At 71.0% G+C, this 25,912-nt stretch carries 25 protein-coding genes and 2 tRNA genes; 8 read left to right on the plus strand and 19 right to left on the minus strand.

Annotated features, from left to right (window positions below):
* Positions 1 to 4: 4 nt before the first annotated feature.
* The 5 genes from BFF78_RS21085 to BFF78_RS21100 form a co-directional block, all read right to left on the minus strand.
* Positions 5 to 1,114: a class E sortase gene (locus BFF78_RS21085; protein ID WP_099054902.1), complete on the minus strand. Its 1,110-nt coding sequence runs from the start codon at positions 1,112 to 1,114 to the stop codon at positions 5 to 7.
* Positions 1,111 to 1,749: an aminodeoxychorismate/anthranilate synthase component II gene (locus BFF78_RS21090; RefSeq protein ID WP_069779807.1), complete on the minus strand. Its 639-nt coding sequence runs from the start codon at positions 1,747 to 1,749 to the stop codon at positions 1,111 to 1,113. Before BFF78_RS21090 ends, BFF78_RS21085 begins: the two co-directional genes overlap by 4 nt.
* Positions 1,746 to 1,907 (minus strand): hypothetical protein, encoded by a 162-nt coding sequence (locus BFF78_RS44840; RefSeq protein ID WP_165289375.1) that lies wholly within the window; start codon positions 1,905 to 1,907, stop codon positions 1,746 to 1,748. The genes BFF78_RS21090 and BFF78_RS44840 overlap by 4 nt, the downstream gene beginning before the upstream one ends.
* A gap of 52 nt (positions 1,908 to 1,959) precedes the next feature.
* Complete coding sequence (locus BFF78_RS21095; RefSeq protein WP_069779808.1) at positions 1,960 to 2,658, minus strand: class E sortase; 699 nt, start codon at positions 2,656 to 2,658, stop codon at positions 1,960 to 1,962.
* Positions 2,659 to 2,723: 65 nt separating this feature from the next.
* On the minus strand, positions 2,724 to 3,512 hold the full coding sequence (locus tag BFF78_RS21100; protein ID WP_069779809.1) for a DUF881 domain-containing protein: 789 nt from the start codon (positions 3,510 to 3,512) through the stop codon (positions 2,724 to 2,726).
* Between the two features lie 153 nt (positions 3,513 to 3,665).
* Between BFF78_RS21100 and crgA the strand changes: the two genes are divergently transcribed.
* Entirely contained in the window at positions 3,666 to 3,920 is a 255-nt protein-coding gene (crgA, locus tag BFF78_RS21105) for a cell division protein CrgA (protein WP_069779810.1), read from the plus strand.
* Between the two features lie 234 nt (positions 3,921 to 4,154).
* Here the strand turns inward: crgA and BFF78_RS21110 are convergent, their stop codons facing one another.
* Positions 4,155 to 5,045 carry a rhomboid family intramembrane serine protease gene (locus BFF78_RS21110; protein WP_069779811.1) on the minus strand — a complete coding sequence of 297 codons (891 nt, stop codon included), beginning with the start codon at positions 5,043 to 5,045 and terminating at the stop codon, positions 4,155 to 4,157.
* Between the two features lie 115 nt (positions 5,046 to 5,160).
* Positions 5,161 to 5,691, minus strand: a complete 531-nt coding sequence (locus BFF78_RS21115) for a peptidylprolyl isomerase (RefSeq protein ID WP_069779812.1) — start codon at positions 5,689 to 5,691, stop codon at positions 5,161 to 5,163.
* A 282-nt stretch (positions 5,692 to 5,973) separates the two neighbouring features.
* On the opposite strand from BFF78_RS21115, the gene BFF78_RS21120 reads away from it, so the two are divergent.
* Positions 5,974 to 6,678 (plus strand): DUF5324 family protein, encoded by a 705-nt coding sequence (locus BFF78_RS21120; protein WP_069779813.1) that lies wholly within the window; start codon positions 5,974 to 5,976, stop codon positions 6,676 to 6,678.
* 293 nt (positions 6,679 to 6,971) lie between these two features.
* Here BFF78_RS21120 and BFF78_RS21125 read toward each other — a convergent pair whose 3' ends face one another.
* From BFF78_RS21125 to BFF78_RS21130, 3 genes are all read right to left on the minus strand, one after another.
* The gene (locus tag BFF78_RS21125; RefSeq protein WP_250637885.1) at positions 6,972 to 7,661 is read right to left on the minus strand and encodes an erythromycin esterase family protein; all 690 of its coding nucleotides are present in this window, start codon (positions 7,659 to 7,661) and stop codon (positions 6,972 to 6,974) included.
* The gene (locus BFF78_RS49230; protein ID WP_250637886.1) at positions 7,661 to 8,257 is read right to left on the minus strand and encodes an erythromycin esterase family protein; all 597 of its coding nucleotides are present in this window, start codon (positions 8,255 to 8,257) and stop codon (positions 7,661 to 7,663) included. Before BFF78_RS49230 ends, BFF78_RS21125 begins: the two co-directional genes overlap by 1 nt.
* Before the next feature lie 211 nt (positions 8,258 to 8,468).
* A tRNA-Ala gene (locus tag BFF78_RS21130) sits at positions 8,469 to 8,541 on the minus strand.
* 183 nt (positions 8,542 to 8,724) lie between these two features.
* Between BFF78_RS21130 and BFF78_RS21135 the strand changes: the two genes are divergently transcribed.
* Both BFF78_RS21135 and BFF78_RS21140 read left to right on the plus strand, forming a co-directional pair.
* Complete coding sequence (locus BFF78_RS21135) at positions 8,725 to 9,273, plus strand: helix-turn-helix domain-containing protein (RefSeq protein WP_069779814.1); 549 nt, start codon at positions 8,725 to 8,727, stop codon at positions 9,271 to 9,273.
* 208 nt (positions 9,274 to 9,481) lie between these two features.
* Positions 9,482 to 10,975 (plus strand): serine/threonine-protein kinase, encoded by a 1,494-nt coding sequence (locus BFF78_RS21140; RefSeq protein ID WP_069779815.1) that lies wholly within the window; start codon positions 9,482 to 9,484, stop codon positions 10,973 to 10,975.
* Here the strand turns inward: BFF78_RS21140 and BFF78_RS21145 are convergent.
* Positions 10,939 to 12,246, minus strand: coding sequence for a hypothetical protein (locus tag BFF78_RS21145; protein ID WP_227025895.1), 1,308 nt, complete (start codon positions 12,244 to 12,246; stop codon positions 10,939 to 10,941). The genes BFF78_RS21140 and BFF78_RS21145 overlap by 37 nt on opposite strands.
* 350 nt (positions 12,247 to 12,596) lie before the next feature.
* Positions 12,597 to 12,725: a DLW-39 family protein gene (locus tag BFF78_RS48320; protein ID WP_003999697.1), complete on the minus strand. Its 129-nt coding sequence runs from the start codon at positions 12,723 to 12,725 to the stop codon at positions 12,597 to 12,599.
* A gap of 348 nt (positions 12,726 to 13,073) precedes the next feature.
* Here BFF78_RS48320 and BFF78_RS21150 point away from each other — a divergent pair, with 348 nt between their 5' ends.
* Positions 13,074 to 13,430: a DUF6344 domain-containing protein gene (locus tag BFF78_RS21150; protein WP_069779817.1), complete on the plus strand. Its 357-nt coding sequence runs from the start codon at positions 13,074 to 13,076 to the stop codon at positions 13,428 to 13,430.
* Positions 13,431 to 13,567: 137 nt separating this feature from the next.
* Positions 13,568 to 14,350 carry a glycosyltransferase gene (locus BFF78_RS21155; protein ID WP_227025896.1) on the plus strand — a complete coding sequence of 261 codons (783 nt, stop codon included), beginning with the start codon at positions 13,568 to 13,570 and terminating at the stop codon, positions 14,348 to 14,350.
* A gap of 1 nt (position 14,351) precedes the next feature.
* Here BFF78_RS21155 and BFF78_RS21160 read toward each other — a convergent pair whose 3' ends face one another.
* Together BFF78_RS21160 and BFF78_RS21165 are read right to left on the minus strand one after the other, a co-directional pair.
* The gene (locus BFF78_RS21160) at positions 14,352 to 14,540 is read right to left on the minus strand and encodes a ferredoxin (RefSeq protein WP_069779819.1); all 189 of its coding nucleotides are present in this window, start codon (positions 14,538 to 14,540) and stop codon (positions 14,352 to 14,354) included.
* A gap of 79 nt (positions 14,541 to 14,619) precedes the next feature.
* Positions 14,620 to 15,102 carry a hypothetical protein gene (locus BFF78_RS21165; protein ID WP_069779820.1) on the minus strand — a complete coding sequence of 161 codons (483 nt, stop codon included), beginning with the start codon at positions 15,100 to 15,102 and terminating at the stop codon, positions 14,620 to 14,622.
* A 166-nt stretch (positions 15,103 to 15,268) separates the two neighbouring features.
* Here BFF78_RS21165 and BFF78_RS21170 point away from each other — a divergent pair, with 166 nt between their 5' ends.
* On the plus strand, positions 15,269 to 15,808 hold the full coding sequence (locus BFF78_RS21170; protein ID WP_069779821.1) for a hypothetical protein: 540 nt from the start codon (positions 15,269 to 15,271) through the stop codon (positions 15,806 to 15,808).
* 525 nt (positions 15,809 to 16,333) lie between these two features.
* A complete protein-coding gene (locus BFF78_RS21175; protein ID WP_069779822.1) occupies positions 16,334 to 20,407 on the plus strand; it encodes a WD40 repeat domain-containing protein in 4,074 nt (1,357 codons plus the stop codon).
* Positions 20,408 to 20,542: 135 nt separating this feature from the next.
* Here BFF78_RS21175 and BFF78_RS21180 read toward each other — a convergent pair whose 3' ends face one another.
* The 5 genes from BFF78_RS21180 to gyrA all read right to left on the minus strand — a co-directional run bounded on the left by BFF78_RS21180 (position 20,543) and on the right by gyrA (position 25,878).
* On the minus strand, positions 20,543 to 21,694 hold the full coding sequence (locus tag BFF78_RS21180) for a glutathione-independent formaldehyde dehydrogenase (RefSeq protein WP_069779823.1): 1,152 nt from the start codon (positions 21,692 to 21,694) through the stop codon (positions 20,543 to 20,545).
* 115 nt (positions 21,695 to 21,809) lie between these two features.
* Positions 21,810 to 22,196: a DUF1330 domain-containing protein gene (locus tag BFF78_RS21185; protein ID WP_069779824.1), complete on the minus strand. Its 387-nt coding sequence runs from the start codon at positions 22,194 to 22,196 to the stop codon at positions 21,810 to 21,812.
* 147 nt (positions 22,197 to 22,343) lie between these two features.
* Positions 22,344 to 22,417: transfer RNA gene (locus tag BFF78_RS21190), tRNA-Ile, on the minus strand.
* 110 nt (positions 22,418 to 22,527) lie between these two features.
* A complete protein-coding gene (locus BFF78_RS21195) occupies positions 22,528 to 23,262 on the minus strand; it encodes a DUF3566 domain-containing protein (protein ID WP_079161411.1) in 735 nt (244 codons plus the stop codon).
* 18 nt (positions 23,263 to 23,280) lie between these two features.
* Positions 23,281 to 25,878, minus strand: coding sequence for a DNA gyrase subunit A (gene gyrA, locus BFF78_RS21200; RefSeq protein WP_069779826.1), 2,598 nt, complete (start codon positions 25,876 to 25,878; stop codon positions 23,281 to 23,283).
* Positions 25,879 to 25,912: the final 34 nt, after the last annotated feature.

Raw genomic sequence — 25,912 nt, forward strand, 5'->3', positions numbered from 1 at the left:
CGCTTCAGCCCTGCTCGATGAGCGCGTCCGGCTTGCCCTTGCTGCGCGGGCGTTCCTCGACCATCTTGCCCCAGACGATCAGCCGGTACTTGCTGGTGAACTCCGGCGTGCAGGTGGTGAGGGTGATGTAGCGGCCGGGCCGGGTGAAACCCGATCCCCTCGGGACGGGGTCCAGCACACTCGTGTTCGACGGCGAGGTCACCGGCAGCATCGACGCCACCTTGTAGACGTAGTACGTGTCCTGCGTCTCCACCACGACCACGTCGCCGGCCTTGAGCTTGTTGATGTACCGGAACGGTTCCCCGTGGGTGTTGCGATGCGCGGCCAGCCCGAAGTTGCCGGTCTTCGCATCGGGCATCGCGGTCTTCAGCGGAGGCTCGCCGTAGTGCCCGACCATGCCCTTGTCGAGCACCTTGGCGTTGCTGACGCCCTCCGCGATCGGTGCGACCACGTCCAGCTTGGGGATGTGCAGGATGGCGAAGCCCTGCCCCGGCGCGAAGACACCCGGGTTGCGCTTGCCGCTGGCCCAGTCGTCCTGGAGCTGGTGCGTCTCGCTGCCCGCCTGCGCGTGGGCGCGGACGTTGGTCCACCACAGCTGGTAGGTGACGAACAGCAGCATCAGCACGCCGGTGGTGATGAACACCTCGCCGATCGCCCGGCTCACGAGGACGGCCGGACTCGGCTTGCGCAGCCGCGCCTGCCGCCGCGCCTCCACCCGGGTCAGCGGCCGGCCGGACTCCGCCCGCCCGGGCGGTGCCCCGGAGGGCGTCGTCTCCCGGCCGCCGCCATGCCGCCCACCGCGCCGCCTGGCGGCCTTTCTGCGGGCTGCACGGCCCCCGACCGAAATCCCGGTGGCGGAGGAGCCAGAAGGGGCCACAGAGGCCGCAGAGGCGGCTATAGGCTCGCTCTCCGGGCCCGCAGAGGGCGGACCGGGCATCCGCAGCGCCATCGTCTCGTCGTCCAGGACGGGCCGATAGGGTTCTTCGTACGACCCGCCGTACGACTCCTGCTGCGCCGCACCCGCCGCGTCCCAGTCCCCCAACGCGCCAGAAGCCTCGTACGACTGATCCCCGTACGAGGCATCGGTCTCGCGCTCCGGGCGCAGCGCGGTCACGCCGTGGCCCTGCCCACCACCGGGGCGAGCCCCGTCGACCTCGCCACGGCACCCTCGTCGCCGCACTCCGCCAGCCAGTTGGCCAGCATCCGGTGCCCGTGCTCGGTCAGCACCGACTCGGGGTGGAACTGCACGCCCTCGACCCGGAGTTCACGGTGACGCAGGCCCATGACGATGCCGTCGTGCGTGCGGGCGGTCACCTCCAGCTCGGCCGGGACCGTCGCCGGCTCGGCGGCCAGGGAGTGGTAGCGGGTCGCCGTGAAGGGGGAGGGCAGGCCCGCGAAGACACCCTTGCCCTCGTGCTCGACCAGCGAGGTCTTGCCGTGCAGCAGCTCGGGCGCCCGGTCCACCACACCGCCGTACGCCACCTGCATCGACTGCATGCCGAGGCACACTCCGAAGACCGGCACCCCGGTGGCCGCGCAGTGGCGGACCATGTCCACGCACACGCCCGCCTCCTGCGGAGTGCCCGGCCCGGGCGAGAGCAGCACACCGTCGAAGCCGTCCTGGGCATGCGCGGTCGACACCTCGTCGTTGCGCAGTACCTCGCACTCGGCGCCCAGCTGGTAGAGGTACTGGACGATGTTGAAGACGAAGCTGTCGTAGTTGTCGACGACGAGAATCCGCGCGCTCACTGGTTGTTCACCGTCACATCGTTGAAGGGCAGCAGCGGTTCGGCCCAGGGGAAGACGTACTGGAAGAGGACGTAGATCACGGCCATGATCAGTACGAGTGAGATGAGTGCCTTCATCCACACGTTCCCCGGCAGATGCCGCCAGATCCAGCCGTACATGCCGTTCCTTCCGTCTCCCCACGGCACCAGACTCCCGCCGCACGCCACCAGACTAACGGCGCAGAGCCTTCGGTTCGCCTGCCTCCACGGACTGGGTGGAGTCCAGGTGCGCCCACACGATCAGCCGGTGACTGTGCCCCCATTCCGGATCGCACGTGGTCAGCGTCAGATAGCGGCCCGGACGCGTATACCCCGACTTACGTGGCACAGGTTCGATCACCTCAACGTCCGTCGGCACGGTTTTGTAGGGGCCTTTGTCGATCCGATACGTGAACCAGGTGGTCCCGTCCGTGAGGACGACGGCGTCCCCGGGCCGCAGCTCGGGGAAGTCCAGGAACGGGTCGCCGTACGTGCGCCGGTGCCCGGCCACCGCGAAGTTGCCCTCCTGGCCCAGCTGCGCGGTGCCCGCGTAATGGGCGAGGCCCTTGGCCAGCACATCCCGGCCGGTGCCCTCCAGAACCGGCTTGTTCCACGTGAAACCAAGCCGCGGAATGTACATGATCGCGAAGGCCTTGCCGTAGTCGTACGGCGCCGGTTTCGTCACGGTGACCGTCTGCTCACCCGGGGTGTCCGCCCGGGCGGTCGGCTGCATGTTCCCCTTCGACCACTGCCGGTGCAGCTGGTCGATCTGGTCGTTCATGGCACCGTCGGCCCGCAACCCCGTCCAGAACAGCACATAGGCGACGAAGAGCACGATCAGGGTGCCGACGGTGATGCACAGCTCGCTGACGGTCCGGACGATCACGCGCACCGGCGCCTCCGTTGACGGACGGCTGACGGATGGCAGACGAGGGGCAGACGAAGGCGGACGAAGGACTACTGCACGGGCTTGGCGTAGTGCAGATCCACTGTGCCCGAGTAACCGGGAAGAGTCACCGTCCCGTCGTCGGTGACTTTCCAGCCGAGGCCGTAGACGTTGACGTACACCATGTAGGTCTGGATCGCCTTGCTCGCCGCCAGCGCCTGCTGCAGCCTGCCCGGGTCCCCCACCGCGGTGATCTTGTACGGCGGTGAGTAGACCCGGCCCTGGAGGATCAGGGTGTTGCCGACACAGCGCACCGCGCTGGTGGAGATCAGCCGCTGGTCCATGACCTTGATGCCCTGGGCGCCGCCCTGCCACAGGGCGTTCACCACGGCTTGCAGGTCCTGCTGGTGGATGACCAGGTAGTCGGGCTGCGGCTCCGGATAGCCGGGGAGCTTGGCGGTGGCGTTGGGCGGGGCGTCGTTGAGCGTGACGGTGATGGCCCGGCCGGTGAGTTTCCGGGTGCCGGCGTTCTTCTCCAGCCCGCTGAGCCTGCGGTCCTGCGCCTTGCTGCTGCCGGCGTCGCTCTCGGCGAGCGACTCCACACTCGCGCGCAGGGCCGCGTTGGACTCGTCCAGCCCCTTGTTCTTATGGCTGCGCTGCTGGATCAGGTCGGACAGCTTCAGCAGGGAGCCGTCCTGGCGGATGTCGGTGCCCTTGGCCGTGTTGAAGCTGGTGAAGAAGATCAGCCCCGCGAGGGCGAAGACGGCGGCCGTCAGCATCCGCACGGGGCGCACACGCAGGCGACGGCCAGGGCCGGAGCCCGTTGATTGCGTCCCGGGGGAGTCGGCAGAATTGCTCAACGGACCCTTATCTCCTTCAGCGCCGCGGAAGCACTACGCTAACGGACGCCCGGGGGAGCACACAGAGTCGTCATGTTGGCCCCTTGTACGCTGCCCCGAGCTCCGACCCAGTTCCCTGCGCGGCCACGCAGCGCATCGACAGGAGAGACCCTCGTGCCGAAGTCACGTATCCGCAAGAAGGCCGACTACACGCCGCCGCCGGCCAAGCAGACGCAGGCGATCAAGCTGGGCAGCAGCGCCTGGGTCGCGCCCGTCATGCTGGCCATGTTCATCATCGGCCTGGCCTGGATCGTCGTCTTCTATGTGACCGACGGTTCACTGCCCATCGACGCGCTGGACAACTGGAACATCGTGGTCGGCTTCGGCTTCATCGCCGCCGGCTTCGGCGTCTCCACGCAGTGGAAGTAGCTCTGCCCAGGGCTATCCACTGAGTTATCCACAGCGGTTTTCCACATGGGGAAAAGAAAGACGATCTGTGGATAACTCATCGGGCGTTGACGCCGGTGTGACTGGCCTACCGGCCCCCATACACCAGTTCGCCCGCTGGCTGACCTGCGAAAACACATCCGAGCGACAGGGGGCACAGCTGTGCCCGCACGCGATGCACAAGATCCGCCACAGGCTGTGGACAACGGTTCGGTATCAGGTGAGCTGAGCGGTCCTGACCAGCGTGAGTACCACCACGACGGCGAGTACGACCGCACAGGTGCCGTACTGGACGAGTGCGCGCTTCTCGCGCGGCGCGTGCACCATGGCGTAGCCGGTGACGACGCCGGCGACCAGGCCGCCGATGTGGGCCTGCCAGGCGATGTTGAAGCCCGGGTAGAAAGTGATGATCAGGTTGATCACCAGCATGGCGACCAGCGGGCGCAGGTCGTAGTTGAGCCGGCGCATCAGCACGCCGGTCGCGCCGAAGAGGCCGAAGATCGCTCCGGAGGCGCCGAGCGAGGGCGCGTTGGGTTCGGCCAGCAGATAGGTGAGCGCGCTGCCGGCCAGGCCCGAGACGAAGTACAGCGCGAGATAGCGGGCGCGGCCGAGGGCGGCTTCCAGGGGGCCGCCGATCCACCACAGGCTGAGCATGTTGAACAGGATGTGGGCGTAGCCGCCGTGCAGGAACATCGCGGTCAGCATGCGGTAGTACTGGCCCTCGGCGATGCCCTCGATCGGGCCGAACAGGGAGTACTGGGCCCGGCCGATCAGCTCGAACTTGTCGGTGAAGCTGTTGCCCAGGGAGAGCTGTACCAGGTACACGGCGAGGTTGATGCCGATCAGCACCTTGGTGAGCAGCCGGGGGTCGGCCGTGACCGTGCCGCCCGCGAGCGTGCGTGGCTGGGAGGCCGTCGCTGCGTGTCCCGTGCCGCTGCCGCCGCGCACGCACTCGGGGCACTGGAAGCCGACCGAGGCGCTGACCATGCACTCGGGGCAGATGGGGCGCTCGCAGCGGGTGCAGCGCACACCGGTCTCGCGGTCCGGGTGCCGGTAGCACACGGGCACGCGGTGGGCGTCCTGCGTGCTGCCTTCGGCCTGCTCCATCGGTTCCCCTTGCTCGTCGTGGGACTGCCCCGGCAATGCCCCGCCCCGCTCATCCTTGGTACGGACGAGCGGGGCGTTTGGTTCCCTGCGGGATATTCCGGCCGAGCCGGCGGGCTCAGCCCTCGCGCTTCTCGACGACGACCTCGTTGATCACGACGTCCTTGGCCGGGCGGTCGTTGCGGCCGGTGGGCACGCCGGCGATAGCGTCGACGACCTTCTGGCTGGCCGGGTCGGTGACCTCGCCGAAGATGGTGTGCTTGCGGTTCAGCCACGTCGTCGGGGCGACGGTGATGAAGAACTGCGAGCCGTTGGTGCCCGGGCCGGCGTTGGCCATGGCCAGCAGGTACGGCTTGTTGAAGGACAGGTCCGGGTGGAACTCGTCCCCGAACTTGTAGCCGGGGCCGCCGATGCCGCTGCCCAGCGGGTCGCCGCCCTGGATCATGAAGCCGCTGATGACACGGTGGAAGATGGTGCCGTTGTAGAGCGGCGTGTTGCTCTTCTCACCGGTCCCGGGGTGCGTCCACTCGCGCTCGCCCTGAGCCAGCTCGACGAAGTTCTTCACCGTTTCCGGCGCGTGGTTCGGGAAAAGCTGGACCACGATGTCGCCGTGGTTGGTCTTCAGGGTGGCGTAAAGCTGCTCGGCCACGATCTGCCTTCCGTTGTCTTCCTGTGACTCCCCGATCCTCGCACGGCCGGGCCCCTGCGTCGCCCGGCGGCCATGAGTTCCGCCCGGAAGGAAGCGCTCGGCAGGGATTCGTGGCAGTGTCGACGACAGGATCGAGTTGCCCTGGATTCGCCCGGAATCAAGCTGAAGGGAGCAATCGGCACCCATATGCCCGCCCTCGCATGCCGCGCGGGCCGTCTGCAGGCATGATCCGTAAAAGGGTGGAAAGTCGAAATACCGTACGCCACCGAGGAGGAGGAACCCGTGACCCGCATCGACAGCGTGCGCGCCGCGACCGGCTCGGCGAAGGACAGCGTGCTGCACGCCGCGGAAGTGGTGGCGCCCTACGCCGACACGGCCAAGGAGCGTGCCGCGCTCTACGCGCAGGAGGCACGCGTACGGCTGGCGCCCGTGGTGTCGCAGGCCGCAGAGCAGGCCCGTGTGCAGTACGACGCCCGGCTCGCCCCGCGTCTGGAACAGGCTCGTGCGCATGTGCCGCCGAAGATGGACCTGGCGGCGCATGAGGCCGCCGTCCGTGCCCGCAAGGCAGCCCGGCAGGCTGCCGAGTATTCGCGTCCGAGGATCGAGCAGGCCGTGGCGGCGACGGCTCCGGTCCGTGAGGAGGCCGCCGCGCGTGGTGCCGCCGCCCTGGCCGCGCTGCGCGGTCAGGTCTCGGCGGAGGAGATCCAGCGGCTGGCCCGCAGGCACAAGCGCCGTGCCAGGGCCGGCCGGACCGTGAAGGTGCTGGCGCTGCTCAGCATGGTGGCCGGCGGCGCGTTCGCCGCCTGGAAGTGGTGGGACAAGCAGGCCAACCCCGACTGGCTGGTCGAGCCGCCCGCCGCGACGGAGGTACCCGAGTCGGGCGGCCGGCTCAGCGCGGTGGACGGCAGCGGCACCTCGGTCCTGGACCCCGAGGTGCAGGCCAAGCAGGCCGAGGACGAGGCCGCGGACCAGGACGACCAGCAGTAGCCGGCTCCGCTCGGTAGCGCGACCGTCGGCTGTCAAACGGGCCGTGGGTCAGGCGAGTTGGCACTTGCCGCACCCACGGCCCGTTTCACGTGAAACCACGCCTGTCGCGGCAGGCCCTGGCCCAGGCCATTGACGCGGCATGTCGGAGATGACCGGAGCCTTCCGGTTGCCGAACGCGTACGTCGGCGGGGAGAGCGTCCGCGCCGGTGTAGGGGGCGATCAGCACCTCGGGGCCGGCGGTCCGGCCGAAGGCGATCGCGTCCGCGAACGATTCGCCCCCGTGGTCCGGTCCGTCATGGAGACCCTTGCGAATCCGGCGCCGGAAGGTCGAGCGGGCGAGAGCAGCTGGACCGCGCCACATAGGCCAGACCGTCGTACTCCTCGGCCAGGACGGTGGGCGTCAGCGTGAAACGGTAGGTGAAGCGGGGCACCCCGGCGCCGAAGCTCCGGGTGTAGTGGCGGGCGGTGAGCCAGCGGTTGACCTCCGGTATCTCCTTGCCGGGCCGCAGGTCGACCAGGTGGTCCGCCGGGCAGGCCGCAGCCAGCTGCCCCTCCACGGACCGGGGTCCCCCCTCGCTGATCCGGTGCCGGACAGGTGGCCGCGCGGCGTCGTTCCCGCGCCGGGCGCGGAAGGCGCCCTTGCCGAAGAGCAGACCGAGGGCGTAATAGGCGTCCCCGTATCGCTCCGCGAGGTGACTGCCGAGCGCCGGCACGCCGCCCGCATAACGCCCCTTGAGGATGTGGCCGTTGTACGCCCACAAGGCAACTCCGCCGGGCCCGGCCTCGAGGGCCTCGGCAACGGCATCCGCCATGTGCCGGTCACGCGCGGCGAGGGCACTGTCGTTGATGTCCGCGCACCGTAGCGGACGGCTCGCCAGGTCGGCGGCGCGGAGCAGCGTACGGGCGTCCTCGATGGCCTGGTCCGCTTCGCCGTTGCCGGTACGGGCGGCCGGCTGGGCCCGGGTAGCCGTGAGCCACTCCATCAGTTCCTGTACGGCCCTGCCGAGTTGCCCGGCGGAGTCGGGGGGCTGCCCGGCCGGGCCGTGGCGAGGAAGCCGAAGGCATTCCCGAGCGCGGCGGCCCGTTCCGGGGCGGTGCGCCGCAGGAAGGCGTCGAGTCGCCCGACCGCGGCGGCAGGCCACTGCGGGTCGATCCCGACGAACCGTACCCGGCGGTCCTCGGCCACCGAGGCGTTGTACCTCCGCATCCACTCGACCAGCGCGAGCACTTCCTCGGTCTTCCACGTCCAGAAGCCGAGCTGGGCGACGGCGGACCGGACGTCCCCGCGCCCGTGCAGAACGCAGGCATCGACCGAGCGAGCGGCGGCCGCGGGCGCCTCCATGGCCAGAGTACGAAAGCCCAGGTCACGGACGAGAAACTCGATGAGCCGGTGCTTGAGGAGAAAGAACTCACGGGTACCGTGGGTGGCTTCCCCCAGGCCCACGACCCGGACGTTCTTCAGGACCTCGGTCAACGGCCGAAGATCGTCGGCCGGACCGCCCGCGTCGAGCCTCCGCAGAGGCAATGCCCGCGCCGATAACCAGTCCCGGACATCCTTCGTCATCATGTTCTCCGGCACGGCTGCCTCCTCGGGCTGTTCCCTCGTCCCCCGAATCCTGCCTGCTCGCAGTGCACGGCCGGCAACAGGTCACGGCCACGGACCCTCAGGCTCTCGGCCGGGTGGTCGGGGCGCGGGGGTCGGGTCGGGCAGGGGCCCGCGCCCCGCACCGCGGGCGGAACAAAAAGACCCCTCCGACCGCGTTTTCGCAGGTCAGAGGGGTCTTTGGCGGTGGAGCCTAGGGGAGTCGAACCCCTGACATCCGCCATGCAAAGACGGCGCTCTACCAACTGAGCTAAGGCCCCGGGAAGCAGCGGCCAGCCGGAGGAATCGTGATTCCGGCGGGCGCCGCAGACCAGAGTACCGGGTCACCCCCGGTATCTCGCAAAAAGATTGGGGGTCCCCGCGGATGACCACTCTCCGTAAGATGCTCGACGTGGTTCGCTACAGCGAACCGCGGTTTTCAGGGGAAGCGATGGGGAGACGCAATGGACGCCGCACAGCAGGAAGCCACCGCGAGAGCGCGGGAGCTGCAGCGGAACTGGTACGGGGAGCCGTTGGGGGCGCTCTTCCGTAAGCTCATAGACGATCTCGGGCTCAATCAGGCCCGTCTCGCGGCGGTCCTGGGGCTGTCCGCTCCGATGCTCTCGCAGCTGATGAGCGGCCAGCGCGCGAAGATCGGCAATCCCGCCGTGGTCCAGCGGGTGCAGCTGCTGCAGGAGCTGGCGGCCCAGGCCGCGGACGGCAGTGTGAGCGCCGCCGAGGCGACCGAGCGGATGGACGAGATCAAGAAGTCGCAGGGGGGCTCCGTGCTCAACAACACCACACAGACCACGAGCGGTTCGGGGGCGCCGACGGTCAAGCGGGTGGTCCGCGAGATCCAGTCGCTGCTGCGCTCGGTGGCCGCCGCGGGTGACATCATCGACGCGGCGGACAGCCTCGCGCCGACCCATCCGGAGCTGGCGGAGTTCCTCCGTGTCTACGGCGCCGGCCGCACCTCCGACGCCGTCGCGCACTACCAGTCCCACCAGAACTAGGACCCACGGCCCGGTTCCCGGAGGGGGTCCGGGAACCGGGCCGGGGCCGAGGTCGCCGAGGGGGGCGGCCTGCGCCGGGGCCCGTCCTTGATCGTGGAGCGGGGTCGTATCACTCATCACGGGGGCGTCGGGGGGGAAGCGAGGGGAAGTGGGGAAGTAAGGGGTCGGGGGACTGACGCGGGTCCAGGGGGAGGAGCGATGGGCTGCCATGGGTGAGACGTTCGCCGGCCGGTACGAGCTGGCCGACCCGATCGGACGCGGGGGCGTGGGCGCCGTATGGCGGGCCTGGGATCACCGCCGACGGCGCTATGTGGCCGCCAAGGTGCTCCAGCAGCGCGACGCCCACTCCCTGCTGCGCTTCGTACGGGAGCAGGCCCTGCGGATCGACCACCCTCATGTCCTCGCCCCGGCCAGCTGGGCCGCCGACGACGACAAGGTGCTGTTCACCATGGACCTGGTCGCCGGCGGCTCCCTCGTCCACCTCGTCGGCGACTACGGCCCGCTGCCACCGGCCTTCGTGTGCACCCTGCTCGACCAGCTTCTGTCCGGTCTGGCCGCCGTCCATGCCGAGGGCGTCATCCACCGGGACATCAAGCCCGCCAACGTCCTCCTCGAAGCGACCGGCACCGGCCGGCCGCGGCTGCGGCTGTCCGACTTCGGCATCGCCATGCGGCTCGGCGAACCCCGTCTGACGGAGACCAACCTCGTGGTGGGCACGCCCGGTTACCTCGCGCCGGAGCAGATGCTCGGCGCCGAACCCGACTTCCCCGCCGACCTGTTCGCCGTGGGACTGGTCGCGCTGTATCTCCTGGAGGGCGCCAAGCCCGACGTCAAGGCGCTCGTGCAGTACTTCGCGGACCATGGGACGCCCAGCCCGCCCAAGGGCATCCCGGAGCCCTTGTGGCAGGTCGTCGCCACCCTGCTCCAGCCCGACCCGGACGCGCGTTTCCGTACCGCCACGGGCGCGCGCAAGGCTCTCGCCGCCGCGGCGGAGCTGCTGCCGGAGCCCGAACCCGACGACGAGCTGATCGAGATATTCGACCAACTCGGGCCGCTTCCACCCGGATTCGCCCCTGACGGCCCCCTCAAGAGGGCCTCGGGGGTGGCCCTGGAGCTGGTCGGGGGCACCGACACGACTCCGTCCCCGGACGCCGGAGCCGACCCGGGCACCGGCTCCCTCTCGGACACCGGCAGTTTCCGTCTGCCGCCGCCCCCGGAGCCGTCGTCACCGGAGCTGCCACCCGAAGGGCCGCCGTCCCAGGACCCGCTGCCACAGCAGCCCCCGACCCCCGAGCCGTACCCCCAGCAGGCACCGCCGCCCGCGGACGAGCGCAGTCGGCCCCGCGCCGAGCAGATGCCCCGGGCCGTGGATGCCTCCCCGTACCCGCCGTACGCACAGCCGTACCTCCAGCCGTACGCCCAGCAGCCCCCGACCCCCGCTCAACCCCCGCTCCACCAGCCGTACTTCTCCCCCCGGGCCCACGACCCGCGGGTCGACGCCTCCACCGCTTCGTACACCGCTCATGACACGCACCTTCCGCATCCGGGCCGGCCGTTGTCCGGCCCGCCCGTGCAAGGGCGCAGAGGGCATCGGGCGGGCAGGAACCGGCGGCCCGGCCCGCCGGCGAAGGTCGCGGTCCCGATGCTGTTGCTGGCGCTGGCCTGCTACGCGGTGGGCTTCTGGGCGTTGACCCGCGTCTGAGCCCGCCGGGCCGTCACCGTCCAGCCGGCGAGCACCAGCAGCAGGACGGTCCCCAGGCCGATCCCGGCGATCGCGACCAGCTTCATCGCGCTGCCGTCCCCGCCGCCGGTGCTCGCGGTGGCCGCCGCCTGCCGGTCCTGCCCGGTGACGGTGAACACGCCGGCGGGCACGGGCTGCCCGGCGTACTCCGGCCCCGCGTGCGCCTGCCCGGCCACCCGGACCCGCAGCGTCACGGCGAACGGGCCCCGCCCGAAGGTGCCGGCCAGCTGCTCGCTGAGATGCAGGACCAGGTAGTAGTCGCCGGCGAAGCGGACGGCGGTCGCCCCGGCGGGAATGGCGTAGCGGTTGGCGTACTCCACCGGCGGGAGCGGGTCGAGTACGGCGGGTTTCTGCACGCCGGTGTAGCCGAGGGCGGCGTCCTCGACGTAGCCGCGGACGGGGTTGTAGAGGGAGAGGTTCAGGGCGCCGCCGACATAGCCGTGCCCCCGCGCACCGGCCAGTTCGGCGGAGGCGTGCAGCTGTCGGCCCCAGTCGACCGGCACCTTGTAGAACCGTGTCTCGCCGGGCACGAGCGCGGTCCGCCAGACGCCCTGGCCCAGCGGGCGGGCCGAGGCGAAACCGGTGCCGCCCAGGCGGTCGCGGGGCTCACCGCCGAGCGGTTCGGGCGTGGCGGAGTTCCAGGTCTGCGGCGCGGAGGTGGCACCGGCCCGCGCCGGGCGCGGCTCGGTGGCGGGCGCGATCTCCAGGTCCCAGCGCGCGGAAGGGGCCGTACCGGGGTTTCCGGTGTCGAGGCGCTCGACGAGCAGGTAGTAGGTCCCCCGGCCCTGGCACAGCCTCTTGCCGGCCTCCCGCTGCGCCAGCGCGGTGACCGGGCGCGGGCTGAGCCCGGCGCCGAAGCGGGCGGAGAAGGCGGAGGAGTAGGAGCAGGGTGTGCCGTGCGCGTCCTGGAGCGAGACCCTGATGCCGTCGGTGGCGGAGACGGTGGCGTTCGCCGGGGGTACGGCGGTGACCGGGACGTACGCCGTGTCGGCGGCCGTGAGGTCGAGCCGGTAGTAGAGCTTGCCATTCCTCGGCAGGGAGCTGCGGTAGGTGGCGCCGGGCTCGAGCCGTGCGGCGGTCGCCGTCCCCGTCGCGCCTGCGACGGTACGGGCCCCGGGCGCGAAGGCGTACGGCGCCGCCTGCGCGTCCCCGGCCGGGGTCGCCGACGCGGGCGCGGCGCCCGTCACCAGCACCAGCAGTGCGCACAGCCCCGGCAACAGGGCCGTCCGCACGGCGCCGACGCCGAAGACCGCCCGGCGGCCGCACCGCCGCAACCACCACCACGCCGTACGTCGCCCTGGCCCTCGCCCCCGCACGTGCCGACCTCCCCGTGTCATCGCTCCGCAGCCGTACCGGACCGGGCCCATCCTGCCCCGAGCGCCCTTGCGCCATCCGGGCAACGCGCACGGCCGTCCGAAACGCCCGGCACCTCCCGGCGCGCGCCCGCGTGCCGGGCTGTCCCCCTCGCGAACGTGTACAGCGCCCGGCGGGCGCCCGCAACGCGGCGAACGGACGCCGGGGCAATACAAAACCCCGACCGCGAAAGGGCGGTCGGGGTCTGTTCGGATTCTGGTATCGGCACTCAGGAGCCCGTGGGCACGGAGTCAGTCGCCTCCGTCCACAGATCCTGCTCGGCGCGATCCGCCTGGATCTGGCGGTACACGAGGAGCCCGCCGATGGCGGCCAGTGCGACCAGGAGCAGCTTCTTCACCGCGCGACCTCGTCTTTCCTTGACGTAGGGGACCTCTGGCGCCCGACTATACACACCGACCGATATCGATCGGTGACCTGCGGCGTGCCCCAACTCCCGCCTCCGGCAGCGCAATAGGCCAGGTCCTGCGCCGTTCCGATCGGAGGGTGATCACACCCGCACGGACGGTTACTTTGCTCCCTCTTCGCTCACTCTCACCGGGTTTTGGGGTTTTCCCGCCCTCTTGCGGCCATCCGGGTGGTGTTCATCGGAACATCGACGCGCCACGGGCGTCGGTCCACCACTTCGCGGCGCACATACACATCATGAGGAAAGTACGCAAATCGCCCAACCCGAAAGAGAGGGACCATGGCCCAGCACAAGGTCATGAAACTGTGGACCGCGATCGTCACCGCCTTCCTCGCGCTGTGCACGGCGCTCGGACTCGTCACCGCCGCGACCGCCACGACCGCGGCGGCCGCATCCAAGAACGAGGGCCCCCGCACCGGCACCGCACACAAGACCATCCCGACGAGCCCGACGATCCCGGCGCCACGTCACTGGTCCAGGTCCCATGCCAGTGCCCTGCCCCCCACGATGAAGCAGCGCATCCGGGCCGAGGCTCACGGAAAGACCCCCAGCTGCCGGCACCTGCCCCTCGCCGACAACCAGTCGGAGACCGCGACCACACCACAAGAACCCTCGGCGGGCACGCTCGACTGCTGACCGTACGCCCCACGCGGTACCGCAGCGTCTCGACACACGGCGACTTGCGTACGCACCAGTCGACACGAAAAGACCCCCGGCCGGGTTCGGCCGGGGGTCTCGCGCTGTTACCGGCGACCACGCCCGACGGAAAGGTGGTGAGTGCTGCCGTGCCCCGGCGCGTCACCGTTGTCACCGCTGTCCACGGTCCGTCCGCGCGGTTTCTGCCGGACGCCTACGCGTCCCTGTGCGAGCAGCGGCTGCCCGGCGGCTGGGAGTGGGAGTGGGTGATCCAGCAGGACGGCACCGCGGACGAGGTCCGCCCGTACGTCCCGCGGCACGACCCGCGCGTGAGCTTCGGCCAGGGCCGGCCGGGCGGGCCCGGAGTCACCCGTACGATCGCGCTGGCGCGCGCCCAGGGCGCGTACGTGAAGGTCCTGGACGCCGACGACCGGCTCACGCCGGGCGTGCTGGCCCGCGACCTGGCCGTGCTGGAGGCGCATCCCACCGTCGGCTGGACGACCTCCCGCGCCCTCGACCTGCTGCCCGACGGTTCCACGGCCGGCTTGCCCGGCGACCCGGACGAGGGTCCGCTCGAACGCGGCACCGTCCTCGGCCACTGGAAGCGCAACGACTGCCACGCCCTCGTGCATCCGGCGACCCTGTGCGTCCGGCGGGAGCTGCTCACCGCACTCGGCGGCTGGATGGCCCTGCCGGCCTCCGAGGACACGGGCCTGCTGCTGGCGCTGGACGCGGTGAGCCGCGGCTGGTTCTCCGCGCCGGCCGGCCTGCTGTACCGCAGGTGGGAGGGCCAGGTCACGGCCCAGGCGTCGCACGTCGACCCCGTCGAGCGCGCGGCCCGGATGGCCGTCGCCGAGGCCCGGGCCCGCGCGCTGGCCGACTTCCGGTGGTCCTATCCGGCCGGTGCACGCACCGTGTGAGTCACCGCGTGAGCGCGATCGCCTGGGAGGGGCACGACTCGGCCGCCTCCCGGACCCGCGGATCGTCGGCGGACTCCTCCCGGCCGGGCCGTACGACGCCGTATCCGTCCTCGAACGCGAACACGTCCGGCGCCCGGTACGCGCACTCGGCGGAGCCGTAGCACAGGGAGCGGTCGACGGATACCTTCATGCGTCCTCCAGTCCGGGGCGGTGGCTTCCAGGACGTCACTGCCCGGCGGACGGCGCGCCGAACCGGACCCCGCCCGGCGCTACCGCTCCCCGCCCGCGACGGACAGCCAGTGGGCCACCCGGCGGACCGTGGGCTCGTCGAGCCGTTCGGCCATCGTCCGCACCGCCTCGCCGTCCTCGGCGCTCAGGTCGTACAGGCCCGCCTTGCCCAGACCGGCCAGGAGGACCTGGTGCCGGCGGCCCGTCATGCGTTCCGCGAGCTTGGCCGGTTCACCGGGGCCGGGCGCGGGCCCGCCGGTGGCGGCGGCCGGGGCGGGTGCGGGCTCCTTTGCGGCCGGGGCGTCGAAGAGGTGCCAGGCGCCGCCCCTGGGCCCCCACAGGGCGACCGTCGCCTCCTCGCCGCGCGCCCGCAGGGTCTGGGTCATGTCCCCCACGGCGTACAGCACGGGAGCCCGGTCGGGGGACTCGGCGCCCACCGTCCAGGAGTCCAGCGAGGGCTGGTGGAACATCGCGACCCAGCGCGGGGCACCGGGCGGTCGCGGGCACGGGGGCCGTTTCTGCATGACACTCACCCCTTCGGGAACAGCCGGCGAAGGAACCGTATCTGACGAACCGTCAGTTAACCAGTGCGGGCACCCTGACAGGACCCGCACTTCTGGCCTCTTCGCGAGCGGCGTGGCACCCTGCCCGCACCCCTGAGAGTGTCGTCCCGGACAAGGGAGGCCGAGGATGAGCGGACGGGAAGAGACAGCAGCCAAGACGGCCGCGGAGGCCGAGGCGCTGCGCAGGCTCCACGGGGCCCGCGCGCACAGCGCCTACGACCGTGCGGTCGCCGCATGCCGGTACGCCGGTGTCGGCCGGGACGCGGCGGTGGCCGTCCCGAAGGACCCCGCGGGCCGGGCCGCCAACGCGCTGCGCCTGTCGGCCGAGTCACTCGCCGCGCTGACCGCGAGGGACCCGGACCCCGCGGCGGACGCCCGCTGCGCCCGCAACGCCGCCGCCACCGCGGCACTCGCCGCCCAGGTGGCCGCGGCCCGGGACGCAGGCACCACGGGCTCGGCCACGGGTCCCGCCGCCACCTCGGTCACGGCGTGCGCCGACGCCCTGCGCGCGGCCCTGGCGGCGTCCCAGGCCGCTGCGGCCGCGGCCGGTGGCAGTGCGCGGGGGCAGGACGCTGCCCTGAACGCCTCCGCCGGGGAGGCCGAGCGGCACGCCGTGGCCATGGCCCGTGCCGCCGGGTGGCTCGAAGCGCACAGGGCGGCCGACTGAGGGCGTGGACACGAAGACCGGCCGAGGAAGCGGACACGACGGCTGGATCAGGCATAGCACGCAGGCCGGACCAACATGCGACACCGGGTGATGTTTCACGTGAAACGTCACCCGGCCTGTACCGAGGACTCCGCGCCCGCGCGAAGAGCCACCCCCACCCGCCCGGCACCGGTCCCTCCCCTCGTGGGGACCGGTGCCGAACGGTGCGGGATATCGACCCGCGCCGCGTCGGCTCGACGCGGGTCGAAGACAGGGAGCCGGCCCGAAGGGCTCGCGAGCTCACTCAGTGGTCGGTGGAAGTTGGCCGAGATCACTCGGTGCCATGGGGTCTCTTTCCGAGCGCAGGGCCGTGGCCTGTTCGGACGGTGTGTGACGGATCCGCTACCGGGTCCGGATCCTGCCATCTGTTGCCCGCCAGCGAGGAGACCACGGCCTCCGGTCCCGTGCTTCGCCGCAGGTCAGCCGTATAAGGTGGGTTTTCCGGTCCGGACGTCCAGATGCGGGGGAAAGTAAAGGGGTGGGACCTTGAGTTCCGACTCAGGGACACGCACAGCCTTCGCCGAACGCCTCGCGCTGCTGTACAAGGAGGCTGGAAACCCTCCCCTCAAGAGCGTCGCCGAGGCGGTCGTACGGCTGCAGCGGGTCGACGAGCGCGGGCGGCCCGTGCGGGTGTCGGCGCAGCGGATCAGCGACTGGCGCCGGGCCAAGAACGTGCCGGCCCAGTTCACGGCCCTCGCGGCGGTGCTGCACATCCTGATCCCGGAGGCACGACGGCTGCGGCCCGCACCGGTGTCCACGGGTCTGTACGACCTCGCGCACTGGCAGCGGCTGTGGGAGCGCGCGCTGGCCGACCCGGTCGGCGACCGGCCCGCGCCGCCCGCCGAGGAGAACCAGCAGCCTGCCACTCAGGCCCCGCCCGTCGCCGGAGGCGTGTGCCCCTACCGTGGGCTGGCCCCGTACCGGCAGGAGGACGCCCGGTGGTTCTTCGGCCGGGAGCGGAGCACGAGCGCCCTCGTCGCCCAGCTGCGCGACGCCGAGCGGACCGGCGGTCTGGTGATGCTGGTGGGCGCCTCGGGCGCCGGTAAGTCCTCCCTGCTGAACGCCGGCCTGGTCCCAGCCCTGCGCGGCGGCGCCCTGCGCGACGGACGCGGCACACCGGCCGACGCCGCCATCGGCAAGGGCAACGGCAACGATCCGGTCGACTGCGTCCTGCACCTCGTCCCCGGTGCCGACCCCCTGGGCGAACTGGTCCGCCATATCCCCGATCTCACCGCCGTCGCCGCCGAGGCGCGCCGGGCCGAGCAGGAGGCGACGGAGAATCCGGCCGTTCCCGGCTCCGACTCGCCCCACGTGGCCTGGGCCGCCCACGAGGCCGTCGCGAAATGGGCCGGGCGCGAGGCGCCCGCCGCGAGCCGGCCCGTCGTCATCGTGGACCAGTTCGAGGAGGCGTTCACCCTCTGCCTCGACGAGGCCGACCGGCGTACGTTCATCCAGCTGCTGCACGCCGCCTGCACCCCGCCCGGCGACTCGGACGGGCCCGCCCCGGTGCTCGTCGTCCTCGGCATCCGCGCCGACTTCTACGAGCAGTGCCTCGGCTACCCCGAACTGGCCGACGCGCTCCAGCACCGGCACATGGTGCTCGGCCCGCTGACCAGCACCGAGCTGCGCGAGGCGGTGACCGGTCCGGCCAAGGCGGTGGGTCTGGAGCTGGAGGCGGGGCTCGCCGAGCTGATCGTCCGCGAGGTGAGCGCCGACGGCCCGCGCGGGGCCCACGACGCGGGCGTGCTCCCGCTGCTCTCACACGCCCTGCTCGCCACCTGGCAGCGCCGCAAGGCCGGCCGGCTGACGCTGGCCGGCTACCGCGCGGCCGGCGGGATCCAGGGGGCCGTCGCGGCGACCGCCGAGCGCGCCTGGTCGGGGCTCGACCCCGCGGCCCGTACGGCGGCCCGGCTGCTTCTGCTGCGCCTCGTCCGGCTGGGCGAGGACACCCAGGCCACCCGGCGGCGCGGCACCCGGCGGCAGCTGGCGGAGGAATCGGCGGACCCGGGCAAGACCGAGGAGTCCCTCGAGGCCCTCGTACGGGCCCGGCTGGTGACGCTGGACGCGGACACCGTGGAGATCACCCACGAGGCGCTGCTGCACGCCTGGCCCCGGCTGCGGCACTGGATCGACGACGACCGGGGCGAGCAGCTGCTGCGCCAGCGGCTGGAGGAGGACGGCCGGGCCTGGGAGGACTCGGAGCGGGACAGCTCGCTGCTCTACCGGGGCTCCCGGCTGGAGCAGGCGCGCAGCTGGGCGCGGTCGGCCGGGGACACCCTGCTGACCCGCAGCGCGGTGGAGTTCCTGGCCGCCTCGGTACGGCTGCGCAAGCGCACGGTGTGGATCAGCCGGGCCGCGGTGGCCGCACTGGTGGTGCTGGCCCTGGTCGCGGGCGGCTCGGCGGTGATCGCCTGGCAGCAGCGGGACGACGCCGTGTTCGGGCAGGTGCTCGCCGAGGCCGACCGGGTCCAGCGCACGGACCCGTCCCTGGCCGCCCAGCTGGACCTGGTCGCCCATCGGCTGCGCCCGGACGACGAGGGGACGTACAGCAGGCTGATCTCGATCGTGAGCGCGCCGCTGGCCACCCCCCTGTCCGGGCACACCGGTGCCGTCTACCTCACCTCCTTCAGCCCCGACGGCAGGACGCTGGCCACGGCCAGCTACGACCGGACCGTCCGACTGTGGAACGTGGCCGACCGGAGCCGTCCCAAGCCGCTCGGCAAGCCGCTGACCGGCCACACCAGCTGGGTGAGCAGCGCCGTCTTCAGCCCCGACGGACGCACCCTGGCCAGCGCCGGCGACGACGGGACGATCCGGCTGTGGGACGTGACCGATCCCGCCCACCCCAAGTCGCTCGGCACACCGCTCACCGGGCACCGGGGCACCATCTACCTGGTCGCCTTCAGCCCGGACGGGCGCACGCTGGCCTCGGCCGGCGAGGACCGCACGGTACGGCTGTGGAACGTGACGGACCCGCACCGGGCGAGCCAGGCCGGCGCCCTGCGCGGCCACACCGCCGCGGTGCGCAGCGTCGCGTTCAGCCCCGACGGTCACACCCTCGCGGCGGGCGGTGACGACGACACGATCCGGCTGTGGAACACGGCCGACCCGCGCCACCCGAAGCCGTACCGCACGGCGCTGACCGGCCATACGGACATCGTCCACTCGGTGGCGTTCAGCCCCGACGGACACACCGTGGCCAGCGGCAGCGCGGACGACACGATCCGGCTGTGGAACGTCACCGACCCCGCCCACCCGTCCTCGCTGGGCTCACCGATGACCGGGCACACCGGACCGATCTGGTCGGTGGCCTTCAGCCCGGACGGCAGCAGGCTGGCCGCCGCGAGCGCGGACAGCACGGCGAGCCTGTGGAACGTGAGCGATCCGACGTCCCCCTCGCAGGTCGGCGAGCCGCTCGCGGGCAGCAGCGGCGAGATGTACGCCCTCGGGTTCAGCCCCGACGGGCGGACCCTGGCCACCGGCAGCGGCGACAGCAAGGTGCGCCTGTGGTCGATACCGACCTCGGACATGATCGGCCGCAGCGCGGCGTTCCGCCCCGACGGGCGGGTGCTGGCGACGGTGGCGCACGACAGCCAGATCCGGCTGTGGAACGTGGCACACCCCGGCCGGCCGGTGCTGCTGGGTGAACCCTTCATGCGCGGCGGCGACGGCCAGCGTGTGGTGTTCTCCCCCGACGGCCGCACCCTCGCCGTCCTCACGGGCCGGCGGACGGTGCAGCTGTGGAACATCACCGACCCCGCCCACCCGGCGCTCGCCGGACCGCCGCTCACCCTGCAGACCCGCTTCATGGGCCCCAACGCGCTGGCGTACAGCCCGGACGGCCACACCCTGGCCACGGCCTACGACGACCACTCCTTCCAGCTGTGGAACGTCGCCGACCCCGCGCACGCCGTACCGCTCGGCAGGCCGGTCACCGGCCACCGGGGGTACATCAACGCCCTCGTCTTCAGCCCGGACGGGCACACCCTGGCCAGCGGCAGCGCGGACAGCACGATCCGCCTGTGGAACGTCACGGACCCCGCTCACCCGGCCCTGCTCGGCGCGCCGCTCACCGAGCACTCCGGGCCGGTCAACGCGCTCGCGTTCACACCGGACCGCCACACCCTGGCCAGTGGCAGCGACGACGACACGGTCCGGCTGTGGAATGTCACCGACCCCGCCTCGGCGACGGCGCTCGGCGGGCCGCTCACCGGCCACACCGAGGCGGTCACGTCGCTGACGTTCAGCGCGGGCGGGCGCACTCTGGCCAGCGGCGGGGACGACAACACCGTCCGGCTGTGGGACGTCGGCGACCCCGGCTCGGCGACGCCCATCGGCCAGTCGATGAGCCTCAACGGCCAGACGGGCAACTTCCTGTCCTTCAGCCCCAGCAGCCGCGTCCTCGGGGTTTCCAGCGGGGCCGACACGGTCCGCGTGTGGAGCCTGGACGCCGACGCGGCGATCGGCCACATCTGCTCGGTCACGCGGGGCGTGCTGACCGCGCAGAAGTGGCACGAGTACCTGCCCCGCCTGTCCTACGACCCCCCGTGCGGTCGCTGATCGGCCAACCTGACCTGAACTCGTCCGTCTTGGCCCCACAAGGCGCTCAGTCTTGTTACCCTTGGCCACAGCCCGATCGCTGGTGCATCCCCCGTCGCCAGCGGTCGGGCCTTTTCCTGCCCCAGGGGCCCTGCCTCACGCGGCGAGGGCGTGCCCCGGATGCAGGACCACCTTGGTGTAGCCCTCGATCCGCTTGTCGAACTTCTCGTAGGCCTTCGGTGCCTCCTCCAGCGGCAGCTCATGGGAGACCACGAAGCTGGGCTTGGCCCGACCGGCGATGATCAGGTCGCGCAGCTGGCGGTTGTACCGCTTCACGTTGCACTGGCCGGTGCCCATCTGCTGGCCCTTCTCGAACATCCGGCCGATGGAGACCAGCAGTTGGCCGTGCCTGGCGTGCTCGTCCGGGCCGCCGGGGTCGGAGGGCACGTACAGCCCCGGTACGCCGAGCATGCCGGTCGGCCGGACCGTCTCCACCAGGGTGTTGAGGACGACGGCCGGTTCCTCGTGGCTGGCGTCGTGGGCCTGGGCCTGATAGCCGACGGCGTCCACGCCCTTGTCGGTGCCTTCCCCGCCCGTCTGCTCCTTGATCTGCTCGGCCGGGTCGCCCTTGGTGAAGTCGATGGGGATCGCCCCGATCTCCTCGGCCTTGGCCAGCCGTTCGGGCACCCGGTCCACCGAGAACACCTTCGCCGCACCGCGCAGCAGCGCGGAGTAGGCGGCCATCAGCCCCACGGGTCCGGCACCGAAGACGGCCACGCTCTCACCGGGGGACACCTGGGCGAGTTCGCAGCCGTGGTAGCCGGTCGGGAAGATGTCGGCGAGCAGGACGAAGTCGGTCTCGAACTCGTTGCCCGGCGGCAGCTTCAGACAGTTGAAGTCGGCGAACGGCACCCGCAGCAGTTCCGCCTGACCGCCCTTGTACGGGCCCATGGCCACATAGCCGTAGGCTCCGCCGGCGAATCCCGGATTGACCGTCAGACAGAAGCCGGTCTTCTCGGCGAGGCAGTTCTTGCAGAATCCGCAGGCGACATTGAACGGCATCACCACGCGGTCTCCCTTGGACAGGGAGGTCACACCGGGACCGGCCTCCTCGATCACACCGAGGTTCTCGTGCCCGAAGACAATGCCCGCCTCGGCCGCCGTACGGCCCTCGTACATGTGCAGGTCGGACCCGCAGATCGCGGTCGATGTGACCCGTACCAGCACATCGTTGGGATGCTGGATCCGCGGATCGTCGACCTCCTTGACCGTCACGCTGAACGGCTTCTCATAAACGACGGCTTTCACCTCAGCCACCTCCGCCTAGAGCGCTGGATGACGGCGGCGAGGAAAAGCCGCGGCCGGGGGACGCACGCTCGCTTCACCGCCGGTACTTCCAGGGAACGCCCACCGGCCAGTGATGTCAAAGGTCCGCCGGCGAAGCCTGCGCGGCACGTTGAGACCGCGCTCCGGCCGCCTCCGCCCGGAGCTTCGCCGCGCGTTCACGCGGGTCGTATCCGGGACCGAGGCCCTCGACCAGCACGACGTCCGCGTCGATGTGGTCGGTCCGCAGCCGCAGGATCTCCTGGTACGCGTCAGACGCGTACCAGGCCCGGGCCTCGGCGAGGCCGGGGAACTCGATCAGCACCATGCTGCCCGGCCAGTCCCCCTCCACCACCTCGGCCGGCGGGCCGTGCACCAGGAACCGGCCGTGAAAGGGTTCCAGGGTGCCCTGGATGCGTTCCAGATACTCAAGGATGTCGGGATGGTGATCGCGGTCGCGCAGGTGCGCAAAACCATATGCGGGCACGTCCGGCTCCTTCGTCCGCTCCGATACGACGAACCGAACGTAGTCACGCGCGCCGCGCGCCGCGATTACCTCTGGGGTAAGCAAGGCAGAGGTGAGCGGCGGACGCCGAAGACCCCCGATCCATCCGGACCGGGGGTCTTGGCACTGTGGGGCTAACAGGATTTGAACCTGTGGCCTCATCCTTATCAGGGATGCGCTCTAACCAACTGAGCTATAGCCCCGCCGCGCTCTGCGGTGTGTCCCGCGCGCTGACTCCTGAAGATTAGCGCACGACCACGTGAGTCCCAAAATCGGTTGTCGGGGGACAGTCACAAACACGCTGGAGGGCGGGTCACTCGTCCTCCGCCAGGGTCAGCTCGATGCCGCCCACGAAGCCCGCGGAGAGGTTGTAGATGAACGCGCCGAGTGTCGCGAGCGCGGTGGCCAGGACCACATCGATGACCGCGATGATCGACGTGAACATCAGGACGTGGGGGAGCGACAGGAACGACTGGAGATCGAAGCCGTTCGCCTCGTTCGAGCCGGTCGCCTCCGAGATCGTGCCGCCCACCGTCGAGAACACGCCCATCGCGTCCATGACCATCCACAGCACCGCCGAGGCGACGACCGTGCAGATGCCGAGCGCGATGGAGAGCAGGAAGCTGACCTTCATCACCGACCACGGGTCGGCCTTGGCCACCCGCAGCCGAGCCTTACGGGTGCGCGGCGCCGTCCGGGCGCCGGTACGCGGCCGTCGTACGGCGCCGGCCGGGGGCTGTGCCGGATAGGCCTGCGGCGGGTGGTACGGCCCGCCGGGCTGCTCCGGGCGCCGCTCCCCGGGGAGCGGCGACGACGACTGTGCCTCGCCGGCCGCGGCCGGGCCTCGGGTGTCCGTCATAGTTCCCCCCTGGGATCCAGACGTGCCGGAGGAGCCCTTCTCGGACACCCTCACCGGTTTCAGGTTGGTCGTGTGCGGGTCGGCCGCGCTCCCCGCACCCGTTCCGTGCGTGGCGGAGCCACGGCCGCCGCCGTCCGTCTCCGTACCCGTGGGGGTACCGGCCGATCCGGCGCCCGTGGCTCCGCTCACGATGACTCACTCCTCGTGCTACTCGGCCGAGGGCGCCTCACCCTCGTCCGTGCCGCTGGTCGCGGCATCCTCGGCAGTCTCGTCGACGGCGTCCTCACCGTCGACCTCCTCCGCCTCACGCCCGGCCTCGGCGTTACGTGCGATACCGACCACGGCATCGCGCTTGCCCAGGTTGATCAGTTGGACGCCCATGGTGTCACGGCCCGTCTCCCTGACCCCGTTGACTCGCGTGCGAATCACACCGCCAGAGAGGGTGATCGCGAGGATCTCGTCCGTCTCCTCGACGACCAGCGCCCCGACGAGCGAACCACGGTCCTCCACGATCTTGGCGGCCTTGATGCCGAGGCCGCCGCGGCCCTGGACGCGGTACTCGTCGACGGGGGTCCGCTTCGCGTACCCACCGTCTGTGGCAGTGAACACGAACGTACCGGGTCGCACCACATTCATCGACAGAAGTTCATCGCCCTCACGGAAACTCATGCCCTTCACACCGGAGGTGGCGCGGCCCATCGGGCGCAGGGAGTCGTCCGTGGCGGTGAACCTGATCGACTGTGCCTTCTTGCTGATCAGAAGCAGATCGTCGTCGGCCGAGACCAGCTCGGCACCGATCAGCTCGTCGTCCGAACCGTCCTCGCGCTCGCGCAGGTTGATCGCGATGACACCGCCGGAGCGGGGCGAATCGTAATCCTTCAGAGGCGTCTTCTTGACCAGACCGGACTTGGTCGCGAGGACCAGGTACGGCGTCGCCTCGTAGTCGCGGATGGCGAGGATCTCGGCGATCGCCTCGTCCGGCTGGAAGGCGAGCAGGTTCGCCACGTGCTGGCCACGCGCGTCCCGGCCGGCCTCGGGCAGTTCGTACGCCTTCGCCCGGTACACCCGGCCCTTGTTGGTGAAGAACAGCAGCCAGTGGTGGGTCGTGGAGACGAAGAAGTGGTCGACGATGTCGTCTTCCTTCAGCTTCGTGCCGCGCACGCCCTTGCCGCCGCGCTTCTGCGCCCGGTAGTCGTCCGTCTTGGTCCGCTTGACATAGCCGCCGCGGGTGACCGTGACGACGATGTCCTCCTCGGCGATCAGGTCCTCGATGGACATGTCGCCCTCGTACGGGATCAGCTTGGTCTGGCGGTCGTCGCCGTACTTCTCGACGATCGCGGCCAGTTCCTCGCTGACGATCCCGCGCTGGCGGACCGGGGAGGCGAGGATCTCGTTGTACTCGTTGATCTTCGCCTGGAGTTCGTCGTGCTCCTGGACGATCTTCTGCCGCTCCAGGGCCGCCAGGCGCCGCAGCTGCATCTCGAGGATCGCGTTGGCCTGGATCTCGTCGATCTCCAGCAGGCCCATCAGGCCCGTGCGCGCGATCTCGACGGTGTCGCTGCGCCGGATCAGCGCGATGACCTCGTCGATGGCGTCCAGGGCCTTCAGCAGACCGCGCAGGATGTGCGCGCGCTCCTCGGCCTTGCGCAGCCGGAAGCGGGTACGGCGGACGATGACCTCGATCTGGTGCGTCACCCAGTGCCGGATGAACGCGTCCAGGGAGAGCGTGCGCGGCACGCCGTCGACCAGCGCCAGCATGTTGGCGCCGAAGTTCGTCTGCAGGTCCGTGTGCTTGTACAGGTTGTTCAGCACGACCTTGGCGACCGCGTCCCGCTTGAGGACGATGACGAGCCGCTGGCCCGTACGGGAGCTGGTCTCGTCACGGACGTCCGCGATACCGCCGATCTTGCCGTCCTTGACCAGGTCGGCAATCTTCTGCGCCAGGTTGTCCGGGTTGACCTGGTACGGCAGTTCGGTCACCACCAGGCACTGCCGGCCCTGGATCTCCTCGACCTCGACCACCGCTCGCATCGTGATGGAGCCGCGCCCGGTGCGGTACGCCTCCTCGATGCCCTTGCGGCCCACCACCAGGGCGCCGGTCGGGAAGTCCGGGCCCTTGATGCGCTCCATGAGCGCGTCCAGCAGTTCCTCGTGCGAGACCTCGGGGTTCTCCAGGTACCACTGGGCGCCGGCCGCGACTTCGCGCAGGTTGTGCGGCGGGATGTTGGTCGCCATGCCGACCGCGATGCCGGCCGAGCCGTTGATCAGCAGGTTCGGGAAGCGGGCCGGCAGAACCGTCGGCTCCTGGGAGCGGCCGTCGTAGTTGTCCGTGAAGTCGACGGTCTCCTCGTCGATGTCGCGGACCATCTCCATCGACAGCGGCGCCATCTTGCACTCGGTGTACCGCATGGCGGCCGCCGGGTCGTTGCCCGGGGAGCCGAAGTTGCCGTTGGAGTCCACCAGCGGCATCCGCATCGACCACGACTGGGCGAGGCGCACCAGGGCGTCGTAGATGGAACTGTCGCCGTGCGGGTGGTAGTTACCCATGACGTCACCGACGACACGGGCGCACTTGTAGAAGCCGCGGTCGGGGCGGTAACCGCCGTCGTACATCGCGTACAGCACGCGCCGGTGGACGGGCTTGAGGCCGTCCCGGACGTCGGGCAGCGCACGGGACACGATGACGGACATCGCGTAGTCCAGGTACGAGCGCTGCATCTCCGTCTCGAGCCCGACGGGCTCGACGCGCATCGCGAGCTCGCCGCCCTGGGTCTCAGGGGTTTGCGGAGTGTTCTCGTCGGCCATTGCTGGTGAGGATCCTTCCTGGTGCGGTCAGCTG

Origin of the sequence: Streptomyces fodineus (assembly GCF_001735805.1) — a bacterium.
Classification (GTDB): Bacteria; Actinomycetota; Actinomycetes; order Streptomycetales; family Streptomycetaceae; genus Streptomyces; species Streptomyces fodineus.

Bases quoted from the DNA above. Each gene is read 5' to 3' on its own strand.
- BFF78_RS21135 (WP_069779814.1), top strand. From the start codon at position 8,725: ATGGACGCCGCACAGCAGGAAGCCACCGCGAGAGCGCGGGAGCTGCAG.
- BFF78_RS21110 (WP_069779811.1), bottom strand. From the start codon at position 5,045: ATGGAGCAGGCCGAAGGCAGCACGCAGGACGCCCACCGCGTGCCCGTG.
- BFF78_RS21160 (WP_069779819.1), bottom strand. From the start codon at position 14,540: ATGAAGGTATCCGTCGACCGCTCCCTGTGCTACGGCTCCGCCGAGTGC.
- BFF78_RS21170 (WP_069779821.1), top strand. From the start codon at position 15,269: ATGAGCGGACGGGAAGAGACAGCAGCCAAGACGGCCGCGGAGGCCGAG.
- BFF78_RS21165 (WP_069779820.1), bottom strand. From the start codon at position 15,102: ATGCAGAAACGGCCCCCGTGCCCGCGACCGCCCGGTGCCCCGCGCTGG.
- BFF78_RS21125 (WP_250637885.1), bottom strand. From the start codon at position 7,661: ATGGAGTGGCTCACGGCTACCCGGGCCCAGCCGGCCGCCCGTACCGGC.
- BFF78_RS21150 (WP_069779817.1), top strand. From the start codon at position 13,074: ATGGCCCAGCACAAGGTCATGAAACTGTGGACCGCGATCGTCACCGCC.
- BFF78_RS21140 (WP_069779815.1), top strand. From the start codon at position 9,482: ATGGGTGAGACGTTCGCCGGCCGGTACGAGCTGGCCGACCCGATCGGA.
- BFF78_RS44840 (WP_165289375.1), bottom strand. From the start codon at position 1,907: ATGTACGGCTGGATCTGGCGGCATCTGCCGGGGAACGTGTGGATGAAG.
- gyrA (WP_069779826.1), bottom strand. From the start codon at position 25,878: ATGGCCGACGAGAACACTCCGCAAACCCCTGAGACCCAGGGCGGCGAG.